General features: G+C 52.3%; 21 protein-coding genes. All 21 read right to left on the reverse strand.

All coding sequences use genetic code 11. The features are described from left to right. Nucleotides 1-117: 117 nt before the first annotated feature. The 21 genes from LOY68_RS22860 to rpsA all read right to left on the reverse strand — a co-directional run bounded on the left by LOY68_RS22860 (nt 118) and on the right by rpsA (nt 22,641). A complete protein-coding gene (locus tag LOY68_RS22860; protein WP_163913155.1) occupies nt 118-1,494 on the reverse strand; it encodes an FAD/NAD(P)-binding protein in 1,377 nt (458 codons plus the stop codon). Further along, a complete protein-coding gene (gene cysC / locus LOY68_RS22865) occupies nt 1,491-2,084 on the reverse strand; it encodes an adenylyl-sulfate kinase (RefSeq protein WP_163913153.1) in 594 nt (197 codons plus the stop codon). The genes LOY68_RS22860 and cysC overlap by 4 nt, the downstream gene beginning before the upstream one ends. Nucleotides 2,085-2,253: 169 nt before the next feature. Then, the gene (locus LOY68_RS22870) at nt 2,254-3,603 is read right to left on the reverse strand and encodes a glycosyltransferase (protein WP_265040160.1); all 1,350 of its coding nucleotides are present in this window, start codon (nt 3,601-3,603) and stop codon (nt 2,254-2,256) included. Nucleotides 3,604-3,657: 54 nt separating this feature from the next. Then, complete coding sequence (locus tag LOY68_RS22875) at nt 3,658-4,590, reverse strand: NAD-dependent epimerase/dehydratase family protein (protein WP_163913149.1); 933 nt, start codon at nt 4,588-4,590, stop codon at nt 3,658-3,660. A 95-nt stretch (nt 4,591-4,685) separates the two neighbouring features. Beyond that, nucleotides 4,686-6,893 carry a glycosyltransferase family 4 protein gene (locus LOY68_RS22880; RefSeq protein WP_239512072.1) on the reverse strand — a complete coding sequence of 736 codons (2,208 nt, stop codon included), beginning with the start codon at nt 6,891-6,893 and terminating at the stop codon, nt 4,686-4,688. An 8-nt stretch (nt 6,894-6,901) separates the two neighbouring features. Further along, nucleotides 6,902-8,050 (reverse strand): acyltransferase family protein, encoded by a 1,149-nt coding sequence (locus tag LOY68_RS22885; RefSeq protein WP_163913147.1) that lies wholly within the window; start codon nt 8,048-8,050, stop codon nt 6,902-6,904. 19 nt (nt 8,051-8,069) lie between these two features. After that, complete coding sequence (locus tag LOY68_RS22890; RefSeq protein WP_265040163.1) at nt 8,070-8,513, reverse strand: hypothetical protein; 444 nt, start codon at nt 8,511-8,513, stop codon at nt 8,070-8,072. A gap of 134 nt (nt 8,514-8,647) precedes the next feature. After that, nucleotides 8,648-9,727: a glycosyltransferase family 2 protein gene (locus LOY68_RS22895; protein WP_163913143.1), complete on the reverse strand. Its 1,080-nt coding sequence runs from the start codon at nt 9,725-9,727 to the stop codon at nt 8,648-8,650. Nucleotide 9,728: 1 nt separating this feature from the next. Continuing rightward, entirely contained in the window at nt 9,729-11,576 is a 1,848-nt protein-coding gene (locus LOY68_RS22900; RefSeq protein WP_163913141.1) for a sulfotransferase family protein, read from the reverse strand. Between the two features lie 10 nt (nt 11,577-11,586). Next, nucleotides 11,587-12,201: a class I SAM-dependent methyltransferase gene (locus tag LOY68_RS22905; protein WP_163913139.1), complete on the reverse strand. Its 615-nt coding sequence runs from the start codon at nt 12,199-12,201 to the stop codon at nt 11,587-11,589. Continuing rightward, entirely contained in the window at nt 12,176-13,510 is a 1,335-nt protein-coding gene (locus LOY68_RS22910; protein ID WP_163913137.1) for an ABC transporter ATP-binding protein, read from the reverse strand. The genes LOY68_RS22905 and LOY68_RS22910 overlap by 26 nt, the downstream gene beginning before the upstream one ends. Next, entirely contained in the window at nt 13,500-14,318 is an 819-nt protein-coding gene (locus LOY68_RS22915; protein ID WP_163913136.1) for an ABC transporter permease, read from the reverse strand. Before LOY68_RS22915 ends, LOY68_RS22910 begins: the two co-directional genes overlap by 11 nt. 54 nt (nt 14,319-14,372) lie before the next feature. Beyond that, nucleotides 14,373-15,272 (reverse strand): glycosyltransferase family 2 protein, encoded by a 900-nt coding sequence (locus LOY68_RS22920; RefSeq protein ID WP_413787162.1) that lies wholly within the window; start codon nt 15,270-15,272, stop codon nt 14,373-14,375. Between the two features lie 443 nt (nt 15,273-15,715). Continuing rightward, nucleotides 15,716-16,639, reverse strand: coding sequence for a glycosyltransferase family 2 protein (locus LOY68_RS22925; protein ID WP_265040167.1), 924 nt, complete (start codon nt 16,637-16,639; stop codon nt 15,716-15,718). A 57-nt stretch (nt 16,640-16,696) separates the two neighbouring features. Then, nucleotides 16,697-17,587: a glucose-1-phosphate thymidylyltransferase RfbA gene (gene rfbA, locus LOY68_RS22930; protein WP_265040169.1), complete on the reverse strand. Its 891-nt coding sequence runs from the start codon at nt 17,585-17,587 to the stop codon at nt 16,697-16,699. Next, nucleotides 17,584-18,477 (reverse strand): dTDP-4-dehydrorhamnose reductase, encoded by an 894-nt coding sequence (gene rfbD / locus LOY68_RS22935; protein WP_163913128.1) that lies wholly within the window; start codon nt 18,475-18,477, stop codon nt 17,584-17,586. The genes rfbA and rfbD overlap by 4 nt, the downstream gene beginning before the upstream one ends. Then, complete coding sequence (gene rfbB, locus LOY68_RS22940) at nt 18,474-19,550, reverse strand: dTDP-glucose 4,6-dehydratase (protein WP_163913126.1); 1,077 nt, start codon at nt 19,548-19,550, stop codon at nt 18,474-18,476. The genes rfbD and rfbB overlap by 4 nt, the downstream gene beginning before the upstream one ends. A 225-nt stretch (nt 19,551-19,775) precedes the next feature. Continuing rightward, a complete protein-coding gene (locus LOY68_RS22945) occupies nt 19,776-20,015 on the reverse strand; it encodes a LapA family protein (RefSeq protein ID WP_163913124.1) in 240 nt (79 codons plus the stop codon). A gap of 11 nt (nt 20,016-20,026) precedes the next feature. Then, nucleotides 20,027-20,335 (reverse strand): integration host factor subunit beta, encoded by a 309-nt coding sequence (gene ihfB / locus LOY68_RS22950; RefSeq protein WP_054051920.1) that lies wholly within the window; start codon nt 20,333-20,335, stop codon nt 20,027-20,029. 149 nt (nt 20,336-20,484) lie between these two features. Next, nucleotides 20,485-20,763 carry a hypothetical protein gene (locus LOY68_RS22955; protein ID WP_054051918.1) on the reverse strand — a complete coding sequence of 93 codons (279 nt, stop codon included), beginning with the start codon at nt 20,761-20,763 and terminating at the stop codon, nt 20,485-20,487. A 183-nt stretch (nt 20,764-20,946) separates the two neighbouring features. Further along, complete coding sequence (gene rpsA / locus LOY68_RS22960) at nt 20,947-22,641, reverse strand: 30S ribosomal protein S1 (protein WP_054051916.1); 1,695 nt, start codon at nt 22,639-22,641, stop codon at nt 20,947-20,949. Nucleotides 22,642-22,739: the final 98 nt, after the last annotated feature.

Consider the following 22,739-nt stretch of genomic DNA (forward strand, 5'->3'; position numbering starts at 1 on the left):
TACGTGTGCCTGATGCCGCTATACGGGATTTCGCAAGCTATCGAATACTCATACCAGCCCTGCAAAAGACATTGCAAGGCCGGTGAGTAGCAACAAAACGGAGGAAGAATGGGCAGCCTATCCCAGACTGGCCGCAATCCGGACAGCCAGTGTCTTCGCATAAACCCTCAATTCGGGCACAGCCGTGGCTTCCCAAAACTGAGCCTTGAGCATTGGTCCGACATAGCTTAGCCAGGTGGAAGGAACACCATTGCTATCTCGCACTGCGAGAGACTTGTCCACACAGATGCCAAGCCCAAAAGGATCCAACTGTATAAGCCCGGCCTTGCGAAGCTGAACGATCAACTGATCGTCCACCAGGGCTAGATTTGAGTTCGGCCCCGTGCAATTGATGATATGCGAAACCTCAATAGACTCAACGGCGTCTGATCCACGTAACCCTACCTGAACGCGTAAACCATCGGGTTGCACATCGATACCGCGGATTCTACCGGCCATTGGTAGCAACTTTCGCTCTTTGATCCGGGCAGCAAACGTCGCAAATGAAGCCGGTGCAACTCGGTGGCGATGGGCGTCCCAATAAATTTGCGCGTGTCGCAGAAACCGTTGTCGCTCCTTATCAGGCAGCCGCCCCCACAACTCGGTCGTTACAGGTCTCAATGCACCGATAATATCCCGCCAATCAATATCATCCTGCTGTGCTGCGGCTGCCAGCAAACGCATTTTTCGGAGATAGCTCACCACTGTCGGTCTGGACGACAGGAGCTGCTCGACGATGTCACTGGCAACAATGCTTGAATGCCGACTAGCACGATGCGGCAATGGCTGCACGCCTCGCCGCGACAGCATGTAAACAGGTCCACTATGCCCTTGCTGATCCAGGGTCAAGGCCACATCGAGTGCAGTCAGGCCAGCCCCCAACAGCAGGACAGGCGCCTGTGGATCGATTGGCACCTCCGGCGCCCCTGACCATGGGTCAGCTATATAGCGCCCTTCCGCTCGAGCGACTGCGGTAACGGGAGGATTGGAAGGTGAGAAGTTGCCAAAGGCTAAAATCACATGATCCGCCTCCAGCTGTCGACCGTCTGCCAGATGAACCAAGGCCTTTCCATCCTTCGGCTCAAGAATATGAGCTTCGACGGTCATGCGCTCAAAACTTACGCCCGGGCCACAGCGCAATTCAGCATCGGCCAGCAGACCAGAAAGGTACTCGCCATAAAGTTTGCGCGGGACAAAGGAAGACGCCAGCGTGCCAGGTAACCGGTCTTCACAAAAACGAAGAAAATGATCAGGCTGGTCAGCCAGTGCGGACATGTTGCCGGCAGGTACGTTCAGCAAATGCCTGGAACTGCTCGTACCATAGGCGAGCCCCCTGGCCATTTCCCCCGAACGATTAAGCAGGATCACTCGGGTATTCGGCGCGCACACTTGCAAAAACTGAATGGCCGTCACGGCGCCACTAAAGCCAGCCCCAATGATAATCAACGTTTTCAAAGTTCAAACCGCCCAACCAGAAAGTTCATGATTTTGGCGACTGCGGCGGGTACATCATCTTCAAGAGTATTGATGCAAATATCCGGATTAACCGGTGGCTCATACAGAGAATCAATGCCGGTAAAATTCTTTATCAGCCCGGAGCGTGCTTTCCCGTACAACCCTTTTGGGTCGCGGCGCTCGCACTCATCCAACGATGTATTGATATAAACTTCGACAAAATAAGCGTCACCGATAACGTCTCGTGCCATTGCCCGATCACGTCGAAACGGTGAAATAAACGCACTAACGACAATCAAACCTGCGTCGACAAACAATTTGGCAACTTCAGCGATGCGTCGGATATTTTCGGCCCGATCATCATCATTAAATCCCAGGTCGCGACATAGACCTAGACGCAAGTTATCACCGTCCAACAAATAGGTGTGGCGATGGTGTTCGAGCAATGCTTGCTCGAGAGCATTGGCAATCGTCGACTTTCCGGCACCACTGAGTCCGGTAAACCAAAGTACCGCAGGCCGTTGATTTTTGATCGCGCTGCGCTGTGCCTGGTCAACGGATGTTGTATGAACGACAAGATTCTCAGTCATCAATTCCTACACCGCAGCTGTACACACATTGATATGAATTCAAAATACCAGCTCCAAAAAGTCAATTTGATCTCTAATCACGAAGCCAAATCCATTCGATAATTCTGAAGAATAGACCCGGAGATCACATACGCCAAGGAAACCCGACTCCAAAAACCGCATTGCCTTTTCAGCCTACAGCCGATTGCCATGCTTCTAATAGCTCATCTACATACGCAGAAACAGACTTGGGTGACTTTGAATTCATCGCAAGATTCTCGAGCAACCCAGGAGAATCAAGCAAACGATGCAGGACGCCCTCCAACGCTGTCGCGCTCCCAGGCTCGAACAAAAGTCCATTAACGCCATCAGTTATAGCTTCAGCGATGCCCGGCACATTGGACGCCACCACGGGGCATCCAGCCGCCTGAGCCGAGTATACGACAAGCGGTGTGTTTTCATTCCAGACAGAGGGCACCACCAAGGCGTCTAGCTGACCGAAAACGTTGAAAATCTCATCGTTCGGAAATGTACCGCAAAATTTTACGGCAGCATTGCCGCGCGTCAACTCTTGCAACTTAGCGGCATATTCCGGGAAGTCCGTTTGCTTACCGTAAATATTCAGACTGATGTCGCCGGATGAAAAATTTTGCAGGGCCTGTAAAAGGACGTGACATCCTTTGTGCGACGCCAGCGTCCCTATAAACCCCAGGCGTAGTGGGCGGGCACTGCCTTTCCTATCCCGCGCGACCACCGCAAAATCCAGATTAATTCCATATGGCGATCTGACAAGAATGTCTTTTCTGACACCGTGGCGCAGCAATAGCTCTTCGATCATCTTGTTCGGCGCGAAAATGCCGTGCAATAGATTGAGCCTGTTGACGTTGCGCTCAAGCCGACCGTCAAGGGCACGCAGCTCTTTTACGAAGGAGACGCCTGGAACCCATGGAGAACGAGTGATACGCACCAGATAATCGCTGAAAAAATCCGGGACCGTCGTGATCAGCTTACCCACCTGATCGCCGAGCATATTGGCTGCGAAATGGATAGCACAATTACCCGCATCGGGACTGGGACCCGTGCAAGCACGGCCACCACAACGGAGCAATTGAGCTGTCGGGCAAACGCTCCAAAAGTCGGTAGGTGTGTAAAAAGCGGGCACGCCCATAGCCACGGCCTTATCAATCAGCCCTGAACCCAGACGATTAAGGTGAAAAAAATGAACAACGTCTGGCTTGAACTCGCCAAGCAAACGGCCAAAAAAATCGGCAGCGAGGTGATTATCAAAACCGATTTCGATCTTTGACGTCTGCCCCCCCATCGGCACATAGGCGTGCATGAAGCGGTAAACGCGAATCCCCTCATACACATAGTCATCGAAGCGATCAGCATCAGTGAGCGTCTCGCTTGCGGGATAACCCGTGAAGATTACTACTTCATGCCCGCAAGCGATCAAAGCATTGGCCACGGACAGAGTCAGGACTTCTGTACCCGCGGAAAAATCTGGAAAAAATTGATGTACCGTGAGCAGTACCTTCATTCCAGACTGCAACCAACGCTTCTGCAGAGGAGGCCGCAGATCATATGGCCAGACTCACTTTGCAACTTCCTTCTTTGCCCATTCGAACGTTCTGGCGATCCCCTCTTTCATGGAGACCTGAGGCGACCAACCCAACTCATCCCGCGCAAGGTCGTTGCTCAACACACTGACAGGCACATCAAACGAACGCCCCGGCTTGTAAACCCGGGGTACTTCCCCGCCGCTGACTTCGCCGATCAACTCCAACAGACTATTGAGGCTAGTCCCGACACCTGAGCTGATATTGAAGACGCCTGCGGTGCCGGAATAGCTGATGGCTTTTGCGAAAGCTTCTGCTACGTCGCTTACATGCAGGAAATCACGCTGGACACTGCCATCGCCCCAGATTTCGATAGGAAGTTGCTTCAATACATTGTGGATGAATACGCCGACTGCGCCTTGCGCCGTCTCCACACGTTGACGCTCGCCATAAGGATTAGCGACCCTGAGAATAACCGGTTTGATGCCATGAAGATGGCCATACATCAAGATATACTTCTCAATAGCTAACTTGGTTATGCCATAGGAAACTTCTGGATCTGTAGGGTGTTTTTCATCGATCGGAAGATACTTTGGAGAGCCATATACAGTGCCCCCGGAAGAAATAAATACAATCCGGCCTACTTTGTGCGCGACCATCGCATTGAGCAACTGCAAACTTGCAACAAGGTTGCTCTGCACATCATAAACCGGATCTTCGTTCGAGCTCTTTGGCAGCGTGGTAGAAACGAGATGAAGCACGGCATCAACGCCTTCTACGGCTTTGTTGATGTCACTCGTTGCTGAGAGGTCGCCGGTCATCCACTCGACGTTTTCATGGGGAAGAAACTTACGATATTCGCCAACTCGTGGACGCTCGAATACTCGAATCGAATGCCCATCCAGCAACAACCGATCAACGATAGTTGAACCGATAAAGCCGCCGCCACCAAACACTGTTATCTTCATAAAAACTCTCGACTGACATCGAACGCATGACTATAAATTATATGTTATGCAAACAATGCAAAAACAAAAAAAACTAACACGAGAACAGCAACAAGTCAAGAAAGCAAAATTCTCATCTTTCTTACAACCTTCTTCGTCAAGGGTTTGTCGAGAACATATTTCGCCAAACGATAATGACGAACTCGCGCAATCAAAAGATAAATAAAGCCACGTTTGAATGGCACCTCTGTCTGCGCTTCGTTAGTCAGGCAATGCGTTGCATAAATCTGATCGAGGTAAGTCGTAACTCTCCGGCTCTCCAGAGCCGATGTAGCCAGTTCCTTGGCAAGCCCGAGAGGCAGAAGCTGGCGCGTCGAAGCACTTCTGTTGCGGTGCGCTTCATCCAGAATCTCAAGCCATTGGCGGTTGGTTGCTGCCGCAGTGTAATGGGCCGCAATCAACTGGCGACAGGCTTGCGACTTGCGCTCGCGCATGGATGCATCGACCGCGATGGACTGCAATACCGCAACATAGTGACTGACTTCATTCTCGCCATGAGGGATCAGATAGCCCATCTCCTCGCTAACCAGTTCGTCCTGCCCGCCGACATCCGCCACTACCGGAACCACACCAGCAGCCATGGCCTCAAGCAGCGCGACAGATATACCTTCGTATTCCGAGGGCATCAACAGAACGTCAGAGACCGCTAGCAAGGAAAGCCAATCCGCGTGCGGCTTGGCCCCCAGCACGCGGACATTGGCCCCCAGATCATAGTCCTTGATCAGAGCCTCGAATGCCGGCCTCAGCTCACCATCACCGATAACGAGCGCATTGAAGCGTACGCCGGCGAGTTTCAAGGTGTTAAGTATCTCGGCAAGTTTCAATGGCCGTTTCTGATCGCACATTCGTCCGGCGAATATGATCGTCAGCGCGCTCTCGTCCAGATCGAAACGGCGCAACATTTCGCCCCGCTCGGTAGCCGTCATGGAAACCGGGTTCGATTTGATACCCGTGTACATGATCCGGATTTTCTCCTGGTCAGAGCCGCGCTCGACCATCCACTCCGCCAAATGGCGAGTGCTCACGACATTCATGTCGAGTGCATCCTGATAGCCCACCGAAAACCGCGGGTGGCCGCCATTCAGCCAATGCATTTCCTCGGTGTGGCTAAGATCCAGAAATGCCGTTTCAGGCGCCGCACTTTTGAGATACGGAAGAAGCTGATAACCCAGGGTGCTTCCAGTAATGAGCACCGTATCAATCCCCCGAGAGGCGATCAGGTACAAAAGAAACCGTGGGAAATCGGACAGCGAAAGAAAGCCGGGAAGGACGAAAATATCCGGGGTCAATTCCGCAAACTTGTGCTCCCAGCGATGGTCAGCCTCAAGCGTGGCGCAAACCGTAACATCAGCCCCACCTGCAACAAGCCCCTCGATCAGGTCTATGTTGACACGGTCCGCCCCGCCTTCAACCATCCAGGGCAGAACGAACATCACCCTGCGGCCACGTAGATTGGGCTTGAGTGGATTCTGAACGGCAAATTCAACCGGCAGTGTTTCATACGCTGACGGGTAACGTCGTTGCGGATGCGGGACGGCTTTGTTGAAGCCAGCCAGGGCGTTCGCACCGTCTTGTGACGACGCGGTCAGCTTGCACCACTGCAAGTGCTCGGGAATCGTAAATCCCCAATGACCCGCACCAGCCAACCGGGTAAGCGTCGAAATGGGATCTCGACCATCCGGCAATACCGCGATGTCATCGAATGCATCAAGCAGGGCTGACTTTCGAACAACCATTCCCCTGACTTTGATCTGAGGGTTGCCGAGATAATACTTACCCTCGCTGCAACGTTGTTCGACCAGAAAATCTTCAGCCCCATGAACGACACCGAAAGAGTTGCAAAAGGCGAATTCAGGATTCGAGGCCAGACACCAGATTCCCTTCTCAATGAAGGTCGCGCCCAGGCGTGTTGCGGTATCTACAAGCACAACGTATTCAGGTTGCGACCAAATGGCGCTTGAAAGTGCGCATTCCGTGTGCTCGCGAATAGATACGCGTGCGTCTCCGGCCACCTCGGCAACAAGCGCATCATGAACTTGCGCATCGAGATTTACGTCGTGACAAACAAGCCACTTCCAGTTTTGGAAGGTCTGGCGTCGTAACGACTGATAGACATCGGAAAAATCCAGGCTACGCCCATTAAAATAGCTTACAACAAGAACTTGAGAGCCATGCGTGTCACCCGCAAGTTCAGGTTCGTAGCGGCCCGCTATCGTAGCCATGCCGGAGTAACTGGAAAAATCGGAGGGGGCGGAGTTTAACATTGTAAGAACTATTTCCCTGCGCCAAGACGCTGAAGGCTTTTCAGTAGTTTGAAAAGCGAAAACCCATCGATATCACGAAGTTTGAGAAATGGCTTCTCTACAAGCGTGTACGTCGCATAGGCAAGTCCATAAATACAAGCGGAGAAAATCGGATACACCAACCACGGGTTGTTATAAACGCTGTCATACAGCCCCAGACGATTCAGGACCGAAATAACCAGTATGAAAGCAAATATATGACCGAGGTAAATGGAGTATGAAATCAGACTGGTGAATTTCACAAAACGATTAACCAAGGTCCAACGGGAAGGACGCAAGCTAAAGAAAAGCGGTACCAGAGCCGCAAAAAATACGGCTGAACATGTGAAAAACACGCTGAGCGCGACGTTGTTATTCAGTGTCCAAGGCCACCCTTGCTTGGTCAATGCAATAATTGCAATCACCAACGCCAGTGGTATGTACCAATACTTCACAAACCGATCAAATATCGACCGATGCCAAGTATAAAGATACGCCATGGCTACCCCACCACCAATGGCATCCAGGCGGAAAAGTACAATATAGCGAGCATCATCATATCTGTCCGTATGGACGGGCATCCCCAAACGGGCCATGAAAGGAACAACGATGAACAACCCGACAGTGACCGCCGCGGCGCGCCTTACACCCGCACCCAGCCCGATCATAAGCAACAGCGCCAAAGGAAAAGCATAATAGAACCATTCCTCCACCGCCAGACTCCACGACAGTCGATAAAAATCGGTCATCGGCCAAGCGAAGTTCTGTGCAAAAACCAGGTACTGGAACTGTTCGGCAAATGTGGTCGCGCCTTTCCAGTCAAACCGCAGTGAAATGAAGAAAAAGAAAACATAAAGCGGAAGCGTCCTCATCCACCGACGGTACCAGAAACCTGTCAGGCCTTTGGTCCTCTGCTCTCCCCAGCTGGCAGCTTCCTTCAACAGAATCCTGCCAATCAAGAAGCCGCTCAGGCAGAAAAACAGGTCCACACCAAAAATGGCGAGGAACGCAAAAGATTTCAGAATAGGGTTAGGTAGCGAATGCCCGAGCATGTGCCCGAATACCACGAGCAGGCAAGCCAGCGTTCGACAGACATCCAGCCCGAAAGAACGATTGGAAGCTGTAACTGATGGGTTCATAGGGATCGACACTCGGCTGCTATTTATTGACATTTATTTGCTTGGTCCACAGCACGTCACAGCAAGCGCCGGTCGTGAATTTGAACTGTCCCAAGGCAACCCGATCCACAGCAACGGCCCCAAAATCTACTCGGTACTTACAGTAAGAAACGCCCGCCCGCGTGCTTGTGCTCTTCGGCTTGAGAGATTTCAAGCTGAAATCCATGTTGATAAAGCCTTCGGGACCTGCCTTGGAAGAATCTACCGGGTACGCATGAAGGAAAAATGGATCCTCATAACGCCCGACATCACAATCCTTCAACTCGAAGTCGACCCCAGAAGTGGCGACCTCAACCTGCAACCCTTCCGAGACGGCAACCGTGGAAACACTCTCAGTGCCTTCCCAACGAGTGAAATATAAAGTGCCAATAGCCAGCACGACAAAAAAAGAAACTGCACCTAGAATCCTGAAATCAATTTTCACTCTGTTTCCCATAACTGTAGAAATACACTGTCCATAATAAAACCAACGCTTCCTCCAAGGGCATGCCTGGAAGAGTTGCTGGCTCCGGCGAAGCGACAGCGGCTACTTGGGTAGCCGCAGAAGATCACGTGAGATTACGCAGATTTCAATTTTCGAAGCACCTTGCTTGCAAAACTGCGCAGACCACCTGGTACAGCAGGTTGAGCGGGCGCAAGCGCAGCATCGGGAGCGGTCACTACCGCAGCAGAGTGGAAAAAGTCTTCCTTGCCGGTGAGCGCGATGAAATCCAGATAGTTGAAGCCGTGGATCGACTCGATCTGCTCCTGATCTTTCGCAGAAGTCATTAGCTGATAGAGCAACTCAATACCGAACAGTCGAGTGCCAGGGCAAGTGCCAGCATTGATGGCAACCATCGCTAGCAAATACTTGGGATTGGCACCTTCGGGCGTCATCCATTGCTTGGCTTCCGGAAACGCTTCAAGGATGTCCGCAAGCGGCAAGTCGATATAATGCTGCTTCTGCAGGTGCCACTCCAGCTTCAATCGCGCCCTTCTGTCCGGCCGATCGCCACTGGCATTGGATTGATCCGAGAAAATCCGATGCAAGGTCAGTTTTTCCTGAATCACATGGATGTCACTGACCTTAAGCAGTCGAGTCCACAGCTCGGCGTCATCAATCTGTGCATGGGCACACTTATACAACCCGCTCTGCTCATAAGCGCTTCTTCTGACCAGTGCGCTGGGATGGCACAGCTGGTTCATGTTGAAGAAGAGACCGCGTAGCCAGGCAGCGCGGGATTTGCTCGGCTGATTAAACCAGTCGAGATCCAGCGAGCGATTGTTTTCATCAATGCACTGGACGTGAGAAAACACCGCGCCTATTTGCGGGTTGGCCTCGAGTACAGCAACTTGCTTTTCCAGCTTATCGAGCGCCCAGGCATCGTCCGAATGATGAATCGCAATGTAGTCCCCAGTAGACTGGGTTTCGATAGCACGGTTGATGTTATAAATATAACGACGCGTCCGATCATTTCGAACCTTGATAATTCTCGGGTCGTCGTAGGCTTGGATCACCTCCCAAGAAGCATCTGTCGACACATCATCAACGATGATCAACTCCCAATCACTGAAGGTCTGATTGACAACAGTGTCGATCGCCTGCTTGATAAATTTATCGTGATTGAACGACGTAAGTACAACCGACACTTTTGCCACTTTAATCTCCTTTGCGCTTCTTTGTAGGCCGCACAATCCTGCGCAATCGAGCAACAATCGCGGTTTCAAAAAATCCATACACAGAGAGGTATCGCTTATGTTTCCGGCGAAGCTCATCAAGCTGGCTACTGAGTAACGCAGAGCTCGCAGTCAATTCTTCAAGTTCAGAACTGACCTGACCAAAACGTACCTTCCATTCTTCCAGTTCAGCACTGGTTAACGCATAGCTTTCCTTTAACCCTTCCAGTTCGGAATGGGTCAAATCGTAATTAACCTTTAGCTGCTCCAACGCCGTACTGGTCGTCGCAAAGCTTGTCTTCACTTCCTCGAACTGGGAAGTGGTCAAGCCGGAACTCAGTACCAACTCCGTCAACGCTGTACTGGTCAGCGCAAAGTTCGCCTTCAATTCGTCCAGTTCGGAGTTGGTCAAACCCGAACTGACCCTCAATTCTTCCAGTTCTGCGCACGTTCGCGCAAAGCTCGCTCTCAACGCCTCGAGTTCGGAATTGGCTGCTCCGCTGGTCACCTTCAACGCTTCCAGTTCTGCGTTGGTTAGCGCATAGCTTGCCTTCAACTCCTCCAGCTCGGAACTGGCTAAACGCGAACGCGCCCGCTCCTCCTCCAACTCTGCGCTAGTCGATGCGAAGTTTGTCCTCAACTCTTCCAGCTCGGAATGGGTCGCCTGAGAGCTTACCCGCAACGTTTCCAACTCATTGGTGGTGAGCGAGCAGTGCGCCCTCAACTCCTCCAAATCGGAATTGGCGGCCCCAGAACTGGCCTTCAGGCTTTCCAATTCTGCGCTAGTCGCCGCAAACAGGGTTCTTAACTCCGCCAGCTCCTCCCGAACGGATTGATTAGACTGAGCATCACCGGCAATGTTGGCTTGTAGCGCTAATAGCTGGCTTTCCTTTTCCTGGCATGCGGTCATCCAGGCGGCACGCTGCTCCAGCAGCCACTCCTTGTCTTTAGTCAATACATTGAGCTGGTCAGTGTAATGCTGACGCATTTCGGCAATGCGCTGATGCCGTCCACGCAGGAGTTCGATCCCCTTGAGCGCCGAGGACAATTGTTCTTCGGAAAACACTTCCTTGGCCGGAGGAAGTTCAGTCGAATAGCCAAATAGCTCGAAATCGCGAGCATATAGCTGATCAATAATATCTTTGGAGCGTGGGCTAATAAACTCAGGCAAGTAAGGGATAAGGCTCTCGTTTGCACGCGCCGCCGTAAACGGGTTTATGTAGGCATCCCCAAGATGCTCACTCAAAGCAGCATTGAGCGCTTTCGTGTCTTCTATCTTCGACACTACCGTATATGGAAACAGGTCTGGCCTTAGCAATTCGTGCTGGGGTGTCCAATGGCTGTCCTGGTACTGCGGCGCTTCGTGCGCATACAGATACTCGACAAACTGCTCAAAAGAGGCGGCCACATCACTCAATGACGAAATGTCACAGTCGACAAACGCTTGCCCCTTGTAACGCTCCATTTGCAATGGTTCACACAGCAGGACTTTCGACTGCCAGGCAGAGAAAATCCTCTTGTAGGGGTTTCTGACGACGGCAAAGGAAAAATACCCATCAGACTTTATCTGATCCAATCGCTCCTGTGCGGTAACAAACAGTTGAGGCGCCACGTACCACAATGAATCGTGAACGACCAACTCGGGGTCCGATTCAGTACTGACCTTTAGCTCCCGAACGGCGTCAGCAACACCCTCAAGCTCAGAAAACCACCACTTCAAGGACGTGCACGCGACCTTGGGCGTTGCAACATAAAACAGCTTATTTTTTTCAGACGCGTAACTATTCCACAAAAAATAGGCCAACAAGCGCTGGTCATCAATGCTCGTCATTGGCGTCCTCTCAGGATTTCTTTTTAATAACGGAGACTTTTCCAACGCTCAAGCACTCTTCGTATTCCTGCGTTGCGAGCAACTCGTTGATCAGGATGCGAGGCCCGAGCACGGGATCGGTCGAGTCATCAAAAGCAATGCAAGCACCTTCAGCAACATGTGGAAGCCAGCATTCGAAATCCCGCTTCACACCCGCGTAGCTGTGATCGCCATCGATCCATAGCAACGCGACCGGCTCGCTCCACTTGGGAACTACCATTTCACTGCTCAAATTGATCAGCGAAACGATTTCGCTGCAGCCGGTGATCAACATGGTCTTGTAGAACGCTGTCCGGTCTATTGGCCCGAAGATGCCACCAAGTACCCCGACAAAAGGCTTGTGCGGGTCGATCGCGTACACAGGCGCGCCATGGCCAGCCAGAGAGCCTTGCCCCAGAAAAACGGTCGAACGACCACGATAGGAACCAACCTCGACAATGCAGCCGGACTGCACCTGGCTAGCCAGCGAATAGAGGACCAAGCCCTCTTCAATGCTGATCATTCCGTCAGTCAACTGAAAAAAGGTATGAATATCCCGCAGGCGGTCTGTGGAAATATTATCAGAGTAGTTCAAGTACTGGCTCATTATTAGAAGCATCCATATAACCGAAAGACCTGACCCCTTGATCCGAAACGAGTCGGAACATAAGGGCGTCCAAAATTCTGTGGGAACAGGAGGGTTCGGTTTCCGACCACACTCCGCCACCTACAAAGTATACGCCTGGCAGCATCACCATCTTGAACCCGAACGTAATTCTGAATGACTGCTCGCCACGTTCAAGCTCGAAGTACTTCCCTTCTTCAGGAAACCGCTGCCCAGTGATGACCACCCCAGAAACGGAGCGAATATGGGTAGCGAGGAAAACCTTTGAAACGGATTCCGTGAGGATGCCGGACACGACGATATCGTAATCACCGCCCGCCTGCAGGACGTTACAAAGCCGCCCTTGCTTGTCGAAAATCTCGAAGCTGTCGATTCTCGCCCCTTGCTCCGGGTAGACCGTGGTCGAATCGGGCACCATTGCCGCATCGAAATAGTACTCATCGGCAATTGAAACCGGCTCGGCACTGACCTCGCTGGCTTCCTTGACCTCTACAACGGCACTGGAATCCCCGAGACTCCGAAATTCCTCGATCAACCGGGGCTGCTCTTCGGCCGGTGCATAGATCAGCTTTTGATACGCGCGAATCACTTCCATCGGCGTAGCGGTGCAGATGTGTTCACCGCGCTCCATCAAAATCGCGCGATCGCAGAACTCAACGACTTGTGGACCGGAGTGGGACACGAAAAGAATCGAAGTACCCTTGGCCTTCAATTCATCGAGACGGGCGAAGCATTTGCGCTGAAATCGCTCATCACCTACAGCCAGCGCCTCGTCGACGATGAGGATATCCGGATCAATCATGGCCTGTACGGCAAACGCCAGACGAACAATCATCCCGCTCGAATACGTCTTTGTCGGCTGGTGAATGAATTCCCCAATATCGGCAAAGGCTACAATATCGTCGTAGCGCTCATCGACTTCAGCACGGCTCAACCCCAGGATAGCGGCGTTCATATAGACGTTTTCATGCCCTGTGAACTCGGGATTGAAACCCGAACCCAACTCAAGCAACGCGCCAATACGCCCCGCGGTTGCAACATCGCCAGAGCTCTGGCTCAACGTACCGCAGATGACCTGAAGCAAAGTCGACTTGCCACTACCGTTACGGCCAACGATACCGACCGTCTCCCCCTTCTTGATCTCGAACGAGATATTTCGGAGGGCCCAAAACTCTTGGTAATATTTTTTCCGCTGCCCTGCAAACATTTGTGCAAGGCGGTCACGAGGCTTGCCATAAATGTGGTAGCACTTGCTGACATCTTGAAGCTTGATTGCGATCTCAGAGGACATCAGCAAACCCCTTTCTTGTCTTCTGAAACCAGGCAAAGCCTATGTAAGCCACAAAAACCCCTACGCCCGCATAAATACCGAGCACTTGCCAGTCAGGCTGCACGCCCCAGAAAAGAACATTTCTGACGCCTTCTACCGCTGTCGTCAGCGGATTGAACTGCAGGTACGAACGATACTCTTCGGGTACTGCAGTAGCCGGGTAAAAAATCGGCGCAAGGAACATCAGGCCCGTGGTCACCAGCCCAATGAAGTGAGCGACATCGCGCATGTAGACGCCTATCGATGCCAACCCCCAGGACAACCCGAGGATTATCAACAGCAGCGGCGCAATTACCAATGGCAGATAAAAGAGCGTCACGGGTGGCAGACCAAAAGCGAACGAATACGCTATCAACCAGACAATCAGGCTGACCAAGGCGTGAAACAGCGACGCCCCCACGATGACGCAAGGCAATATTTCCAGGGGAAACACCACCTTCTTCACGTAGTTGGCATTTGAAATAATCAATGAGGGTGCTCGAGTCACGCACTCAGAGAACAAGTTGAATACCATCAAACCAGCAAACAGGATGAGCGCAAACTCCGCTTTTGAATCACTCGCCGCCGTCCATCTGGAGTTAAAGATAAAGCTGAACACAAAGGTGTAAATGGCGAGCATCACAATCGGGTTAAAAAACGACCAGAGGATCCCCATGAAGGATCCCCGATAGCGGCCGATGACCTCTCGCTTGATCAACGCAACGATGAGTGCGCGATTCTGAACGACGCTCGAAAACATGACGCCGGGTGAAGCTGAAAATTTCTGCATCAGCCGGCAACCTCTAAAACACTCATTAACAAACCCCTCTGAAAATATTCATTGTCAAACCCCTTTGAAAATGGCGGCAACCAAAAGACCGACATTCCCCATGAAAGTCTGACGGTATATACCCGAACGCCAGATACCGATCACACGACCAGGCAGGTTTCGGGCTCGGGCCGACTTGAACCGTTGAAGTACTTCTCGATTAGTTTCCGTCAGGCGATGTTCGATGGCGTCCAGACCCGCAATGTTCTGATCGATCCAACGACTTAAGCGCCCTTGAAAAAGTTTGTGGATCCGCACCAGGGCAGACTTGAGACCAATAGCAGCACCAATGGAGTTCATCGCGTGCTGGCGATAAAAAATATGCGGCGTCGTATCGTAATAAAAACTGCCCCCCACACCTGTCACCAGCAGGTACGCCCACCAATCATGAGCAACGACATTACCGTGCTGGCTTGCAGACTTCAGAAGCTCCCGGGCGGCACGGTTAAATACCATGGTATTTCCGGCTGCAACGTTTTCTACCAAAGCATTGGAGAAGCCAAAGGAACCGGAATAGCGGGACGTCAGCCCGGTATGATTTCCAGACTCATCAACCAATGTGGTTCGCGAGGAATAGAGCGCGGGTGTATTTTTCGGTATTTGATTGAGCCAGGCGAGCGCCGCACTGAGCTTGTCGGCAGCCCAGATATCGTCCTGATCTGACCACGCATAAAAATCAGCGTTTACGTCCTGATCACACGTAAGCGACATGAAATTTCTGGCGAAACCACGGCCAGGCCCCGACAAAAGCACTACTCTCTCTTTTCCCGATCGAGCCTGAAAAGCTTTGATTATTTCCAGCGTCGAATCAGTCGAGCCGTCATCAGAAATATACAAATCCCAATCAGAGTAGTCCTGCTGCTGAATAGACTCTAACTGCTCGGTGAGAAAACGGCCCCCGTTGTAGGTGCACATCAAGATCGCGACACGCCCCCTCAGGCCCGGTCTTTCGACTGAATCCGGATTCAGCCCAGCGCTCGCGGACTCTGTGGATAAAGGGCCTACCACTGCATTCTCCATTTCAATTAGGGGCTGGCCGCGAAGCTCAGGAAATTATCTCTGAGGCTTCTGTCAGCCTCCAACTCGGCACCTTCGCGAAGTCGGTGATTATAAAGAATTTTCATCGAAGGTTGATAGGTTTAACGCGCCCCCACCCTTCCAGTCGGACCTAAAAAAAACAAAGAAAAGCCATGAGAAAACCGAGTAAAAGTTGCTGAAAGTGCCTGAAAGCGACGAACACAGGCCAAGCACTTCTGGCATCACCCACCGCGGGCCTGCGCAATGGGCACTTCAATGTAGCCAAGCGCTACCATAGGTCGCGGAAAGGGAGCCAAGCGCACCGCCAGATCAGTACCTGATCAATCAGATTTTTTCCCCACGACAGCAGTCAAGCAACACACAAAGAAAAACAAAAATTTATCGCGCAGTCGCCGACGACACTGCCCACCTTTTAATGAAAGCATGAACAGATCCCTACGTCTGAACCGCAACCACCTTCTTACAAATGGATCATTACGTTTACCGACAAGGACTGCTATTTCTCTAACTTGATTAAACCACCAGCCTTCATGAATAGTTAGATAGCGCTGAAATAGCGATGCGAACCCTGTATTGGCGCCCACCTGATTATGCGCATGCTGGCGATAAAGCATGGTCGACTGCGAATCAATGAACCAACTAAATTGGTGGCTTCGCGCAAACGCGTAACAGTACCAATCATGCAGGCTTACTTTCTGCAGTTGGTCCCAATCACGGATGACAGAGCTTTTTAAAGCCCGGGCAAGCTCTTTATTGAATACATAGGTGCAGCCCGGCCCAGCGGCTTCGAACAGGAAATCCCAAGCGACCTGGGGTTGGCTTTTATCAAGCAAGATCTTTTTGCCGTCAGGCCAAAAGGCCGTGACGTTACTAGAGTACGCATCAGCCTGACGCAAAGACATCATTTGCGTAGCGCGAAGCAGCTTATCGGAGTACCAGATATCATCTTGATCGGCGAACGCAACAAGGTCGTATTCCTCGAAATCCACGTCGCGAATCAGTCGGAAAAAGTTGCGTGCCGCACCACCGAATCGTCCTGAATCAGGCAGCAGAAAAACGCGCTCGTGCGTGGCACAAAATGCAGCACACCACGCTTCTGTCCCATCGGTCGATGGATCGACGCTGATAAAGATTGTGATATCTACGGCCGACTGAGTGATGATCGAAGCCAACTGCTCTTCGATCCACTGCATACCATTGTAGGCCGCCAGCAAAACCGCAACCTTGGGATGTTTTACTGGCATGCCATTTCTGCTTACACCGATAAAAGCACTGTCACACGAAAGCGTTCAGCTCTCGAATTAACGGGAAGGCGAGTCCAGCAGCTTCTGCAGGTATTGACCGTAACCGGTTTTCTTCAGAGCCTCGGCCTGAGCAGCGAGCCGCTCTGCGGTGATCCAGCCGTTGTGATAAGCGATTTCTTCCAGGCAAGCCACTTTCAGCCCTTGGCGCTGCTCGATGGTATGCACGAAGTGACTAGCCTCGAGCAGGGAATCATGTGTACCAGTATCCAGCCAGGCGAAACCGCGACCGAGCATTTCGACGTTGAGCGTCTTCCTCTCAAGGTAGGCGCGGTTAACATCAGTGATTTCCAACTCGCCACGCTCGGATGGCTTGATGTTCTTGGCAATCTCGACAACATCGTTGTCGTAGAAATACAAACCGGTTACCGCATAGTTGGATTTTGGCTTCAGCGGTTTCTCTTCAATGCTCAGAGCTCGACCGGTCTTGTCGAATTCAACAACACCAAAGCGCTCAGGATCCGAGACGTGGTAGCCAAATACGGTAGCGCCGTTCTGCTGAGAACTGGCGGAACGCAAGTTATCCGAGAAGTGCTGACCATAGAAGATGTTGTCACCCAGAATCAGGCAGCAAGGATCCTTGCCAATAAACTCTTCACCAATAACAAAAGCCTGCGCCAGACCGTCTGGGCTTGGCTGCTCGGCGTAAGTCAATTTGATCCCGTACACACTACCGTCACCCAACAACTTACGGAAACACGGCAGGTCTTCCGGAGTGGAGATGATCAGGATTTCACGCATACCCGCAAGCATCAGTACCGACAGCGGGTAAAAGATCATTGGTTTGTCGTAGATTGGCAGCATCTGCTTGGATACGCCAAGCGTCAGAGGATGCAGGCGCGTGCCCGAGCCGCCAGCGAGAATGATGCCTTTACGATTTGTCGTGGTCATTTGTTCAGAACTTCCCTAAGCATTCGGGTTACACCACTTTGCCAATCCGGCAAGTGTAGAGAAAAATTGTCACGCAGCTTCTGAGTATTCAAACGCGAATTCAAAGGCCGGCGCGCAGGTGTTGGATAAGCGGTCGTCTCGATCGGGTTGATCGCCTTTACGGCGAACTCTTCACCCAGTTCCTTAGCGAAACCGATCACGAGGCTGGCATATTCGTGCCAGGATACTTCGCCACTCGCCACCAAGTGATACAGGCCCGCCAGCTCTGGCTTCAGCAAGACCTGCCGAATAGCCAAAGCCGTAACATCGGCGATCAACTCGGCGCCGGTGGGAGCACCGATCTGGTCGGCGATGACATTCAGCGTTTCACGATCCTTGGCCAGGCGCAGCATTGTCTTGGCAAAGTTGCTCCCGCGAGAACTGTAAACCCAGCTAGTACGGAAAATCAGATGCTTGCAGCCGGAGGCAATAATTGCCTGCTCACCGGCCAGCTTACTGACGCCATAGCGATTTACAGGCCCAACGACATCATCTTCCAACCAAGGAGCCTGGCCCTGACCACTAAACACGTAATCGGTAGAGTAGTGAATCAGCCAGGCATCAATAGCCTTGGCTTCTTCAGCCAGGATCCGGCTTGCCTGACCATTCACTCGATCGGCCGACTCAGACTCAGACTCGGCTTTATCGACAGCATTGTAGGCGGCCGCATTGACGATAATATCAGGAGCTACCTGACGAATCGCCGAACGCAATCCTTCTGGATCAGACAGATCACCACATAGACCATCAACAGTATGGCGATCCAGGGAAATCAACTCGCCAAGGGGCGCCAGGGAGCGCTGAAGCTCCCAACCCACCTGGCCGTTTTTTCCCAATAAAAGGATCTTCATGCCTTGCTCGAACGATCCGCGTAGTTCTGGTCAATCCACTGCTGGTAGCTGCCGCTCTTCACGTGATCAACCCACTCAGTATTGGTGAGGTACCACTCGACCGTCTTGCGGATACCGGTCTCAAACGTTTCTTCCGGAGTCCAGCCCAGCTCACGCTGGATTTTGCTGGCATCAATCGCATAACGCTGATCGTGGCCCGGGCGATCCTGAACATAAGTGATCAGGCTGGCGTGCGGACGATGTGCGGAATCAGGGCGTAGCTCATCAAGCAGCGCGCACAGGGTCTGCACAACTTCGATGTTCTGCTTTTCGTTATGACCGCCGATGTTGTAAGTCTCGCCGATGACACCTTCGGTCACGACCTTGTAAAGGGCACGAGCGTGGTCTTCGACGTAGAGCCAGTCACGGACCTGGTTACCTTTGCCATAGACCGGCAGCGGCTTGCCTTCCAGCGCATTGAGGATGATCAGCGGGATCAGCTTCTCAGGGAAGTGGCAAGGGCCGTAGTTGTTCGAGCAGTTGGTGACCAGGGTCGGCAAGCCATAGGTACGGCTCCAGGCGCGAACCAGGTGATCAGAGCTGGCCTTGCTGGCCGAATACGGCGAGCTTGGCTGGTATGGCGTGGTTTCCGTGAACAGGTCTTCAGGACCTTCGAGGTCTCCGTAGACTTCGTCGGTGGAAATATGATGGAAGCGGAAGTTGGCTTTACGCGCATCATCCAATGCCGCCCAATAGTGGCGTGCAGCTTCCAGCAGGGTGTAAGTGCCGATAATGTTGGTCTGGATGAACTCGGACGGACCAGAGATCGAGCGATCGACATGCGACTCTGCGGCCAGATGCATGATGGCATCGGGTTGATGCTCACGCAGGACACGGTCGATCTGATCGCGGTCGCAGATATCGACGCGCTCGAATGCATAACGCGAATTCTCGCTAACTTCGGCCAACGACTCAAGATTGCCGGCGTAAGTCAGCTTATCGACGTTAATCACCGAATCGGCGGTATTGGAAATGATATGACGGATAACTGCCGAACCGATAAACCCGGCGCCGCCGGTAACTAGAATTTTCACGCGAAACCATACCCTTGAGCTGCTGACAGAGCTACCAACCGAGCGCTGTCTGATCCATGAATGCAAAAGCCAACAACCAAGCGCAGCTTTTGACAGTGTCAGTCTGAACGGAACGGCAGGCGCCACTCTCCGGACAAGCGGGGCATTTTACAGCTTAATGAAGGTTTTACTAATGGATATAGACAAGCTGTGTAGCAAATTCACCCTGCGCTCACATTATCGGAATCAGACAAGGCGCTTGCGTGAAGCCCGGGACGCACGCCCCAGGAACCAGCTCAGAATCGGCCCGATCAACATGCCGATCAGTAGCGCAAGAACCATTACCAGCGACACCGGTAGTTGCGGCCCAGCCCATCCAAGGAATAACAGTGAAACCGATTGCTGATTTTCGAGAACGAACGCCAGAACAACCAGAATCAGCAAGAGGAGTACCACGCCAAGGAGTACACGCTTGAGGCTACGCATGCGCCAAACCTTTAGTTATGGAGGTCAAAACCTTCCTCCTCTTCTTCATTGACCCGATCACGCAGTTCTTTGCCCGGCTTGAAATGCGGAACGAACTTGCCATCGAGGCTAACCGACTGACCCGTTTTCGGGTTACGACCCACGCGCGGCGCGCGGTAGTGCAGGGAGAAGCTGCCGAAACCACGGATCTCGATACGATCTCCGGTGGCCAGACATTGGGACATTTGCTCAAGCATGGTCTTGATGGCCAGCTCCACATCCTTGGATGAGAGCAGCCCTTGATGGGTGACAATTCGTTCGATCAACTCCGACTTCGTCATATTTTTCCCTTCTTTTTCAAGCAGCTAGATCAGCGCTTCAAAGGTTTTAGCATGCCCGGAGGAATTTGAACAGCCCAGGGTTTGACATATATTTACAAGCCTCGAAATGCCCATTTCCAGGACACCGAAACCCCCTCGGCACCACGCTATCACCTGCAAATAACCAACATGGTGCGCGTCAGGTAGCCTGCGGGATTAAAACCAAATGGGAACTCATCCTCTTCTTTGGCATCGTCGGATCGTGCAACCACCTTGTACCCGGCAGCCTTGCACTCCTTGGCGGCTCGCTTGCGGCATTTCTCCCACCCGGAACCCAATCCCGAGCAATCGATCTCGATACCACTGACCCCGCGTACAACATGCGTCTTGGCGTTAGTAGTACACCCCGTCAATGTCAGCACAGCAATTGCGACAATGAGCTTGTTCATTCACTTCCTTATGCCGGACGCTACGCCCGACTCTCGTTCGCCCCAAGCGTAAGCCTAGCTGCAAATAAACGATTGATCCGACTAAAGAAAGAGACAGCACGTGGAAGTGATTGGTTCATACCCCAAATCCCGGGCACAAAAAAGGGCGACCGAAGTCGCCCTTTTTCTATGGTCTTACAGAACTTAGTTCTGCTTGGCCATTGCTTCACGCAGCAGTGCAGCCATGGTGGTATCACCAGTAGCAGCGGCTTCCGTAGCTGGCTTATCGCGCAGGCTCTGGATAGCTTCTTTCTCGTCTTCAACGTCTTTCGACTTGATCGAGAGCTGGATTACGCGGCTCTTGCGGTCAACGCTGATGATCTTGGCTTCTACTTCTTCGCCTTCTTTCAGAACGTTGCGCGCGTCTTCAACGCGGTCACGGCTGATTTCGGAGGCTTTCAGAGTCGCTTCGATATCGTCGGCCAGAGTGATGATGGCGCCTTTAGCGTCAACTTCCTTCACGATGCCCTTAACGATTGCGCCTTTGTCGTTCTCTTGAACGTACTCGGAGAACGGATCGCTTTCCAGCTGCTTGATACCCAGGGAGATGCGCTCGCGCTCTGGGTCAACCGACAGGATAACGGTGTCCAGCTCGTCGCCCTTCTTGAAGCGGCGAACGGCTTCTTCGCCCACTTCGTTCCAGGAGATGTCGGACAGGTGAACCAGACCGTCGATGCCGCCGTCCAGACCAATGAAGATACCGAAATCGGTGATCGACTTGATGGTGCCGGAGATTTTATCGCCCTTGTTGAACTGGCCAGAGAAATCTTCCCACGGGTTAGATTTGCACTGTTTGATGCCGAGGGAGATACGACGACGCTCTTCGTCGATGTCCAGAACCATAACTTCCACTTCGTCGCCGACTTGTACGACTTTCGAAGGGTGGATGTTCTTGTTGGTCCAGTCCATTTCGGAAACGTGCACCAGACCTTCAACGCCTTCTTCCAGCTCAGCGAAGCAGCCGTAGTCGGTCAGGTTGGTTACACGAGCGGTAACGCGAGTGCTTTCTGGGTAACGGGCTTTGATAGCAACCCATGGATCTTCGCCCAGTTGCTTCAGGCCCAGGGAAACACGATTGCGTTCGCGATCGTACTTCAGAACCTTGACATCGATCTCGTCGCCAACGTTGACGATTTCGGAAGGATGCTTGATACGTTTCCAAGCCATGTCGGTAATGTGCAGCAGGCCATCGACGCCACCCAGATCGACGAATGCGCCGTAATCGGTGAGGTTCTTGACGATACCTTTGACTTGTTGGCCTTCCTGCAGGGATTCCAGCAGAGCTTCACGCTCAGCGGAGTTCTCGGCCTCGAGGACGCTACGACGGGAAACGACAACGTTGTTGCGTTTCTGGTCGAGCTTGATGACCTTGAATTCCAGCTCTTTGCCTTCCAGGTGCGTGGTGTCGCGCACTGGACGGACGTCAACCAGAGAACCTGGCAGGAACGCACGGATGCCGTTAACGTCGACAGTGAAGCCGCCTTTAACCTTACCGTTGATAACGCCCTTGACCACTTCTTCGGCTGCGAAGGCTGCTTCCAGAACAATCCAGCATTCAGCGCGCTTGGCTTTTTCACGGGACAGCTTGGTTTCACCAAAGCCGTCTTCAACCGAGTCCAGAGCAACGTGAACTTCGTCACCGACGTTGATAGTCAGTTCGCCAGCATCGTTGTAGAACTGCTCAAGCGGGATGAGTGCTTCAGACTTCAGGCCAGCGTGAACGGTTACCCAGCGAGCTTGGTAATCGATATCAACGATAACACCGGTGATGATGGAGCCTGCCTGAAGGTTCAGGGTTTTTAGGCTTTCTTCAAAGAGTTCCGCAAAGCTTTCGCTCATTTTAATTCCTGTTGAATAAGGGCGAAGGATACGCCCATCTCCACATCCCAGACGACGTGGGTTACGTTCATTTAAAGAAGCAGCGCAAGACTATGACT

This window comes from Pseudomonas sp. B21-053 (assembly GCF_026016365.1).
Classification (GTDB): Bacteria; Pseudomonadota; Gammaproteobacteria; order Pseudomonadales; family Pseudomonadaceae; genus Aquipseudomonas; species Aquipseudomonas nunensis.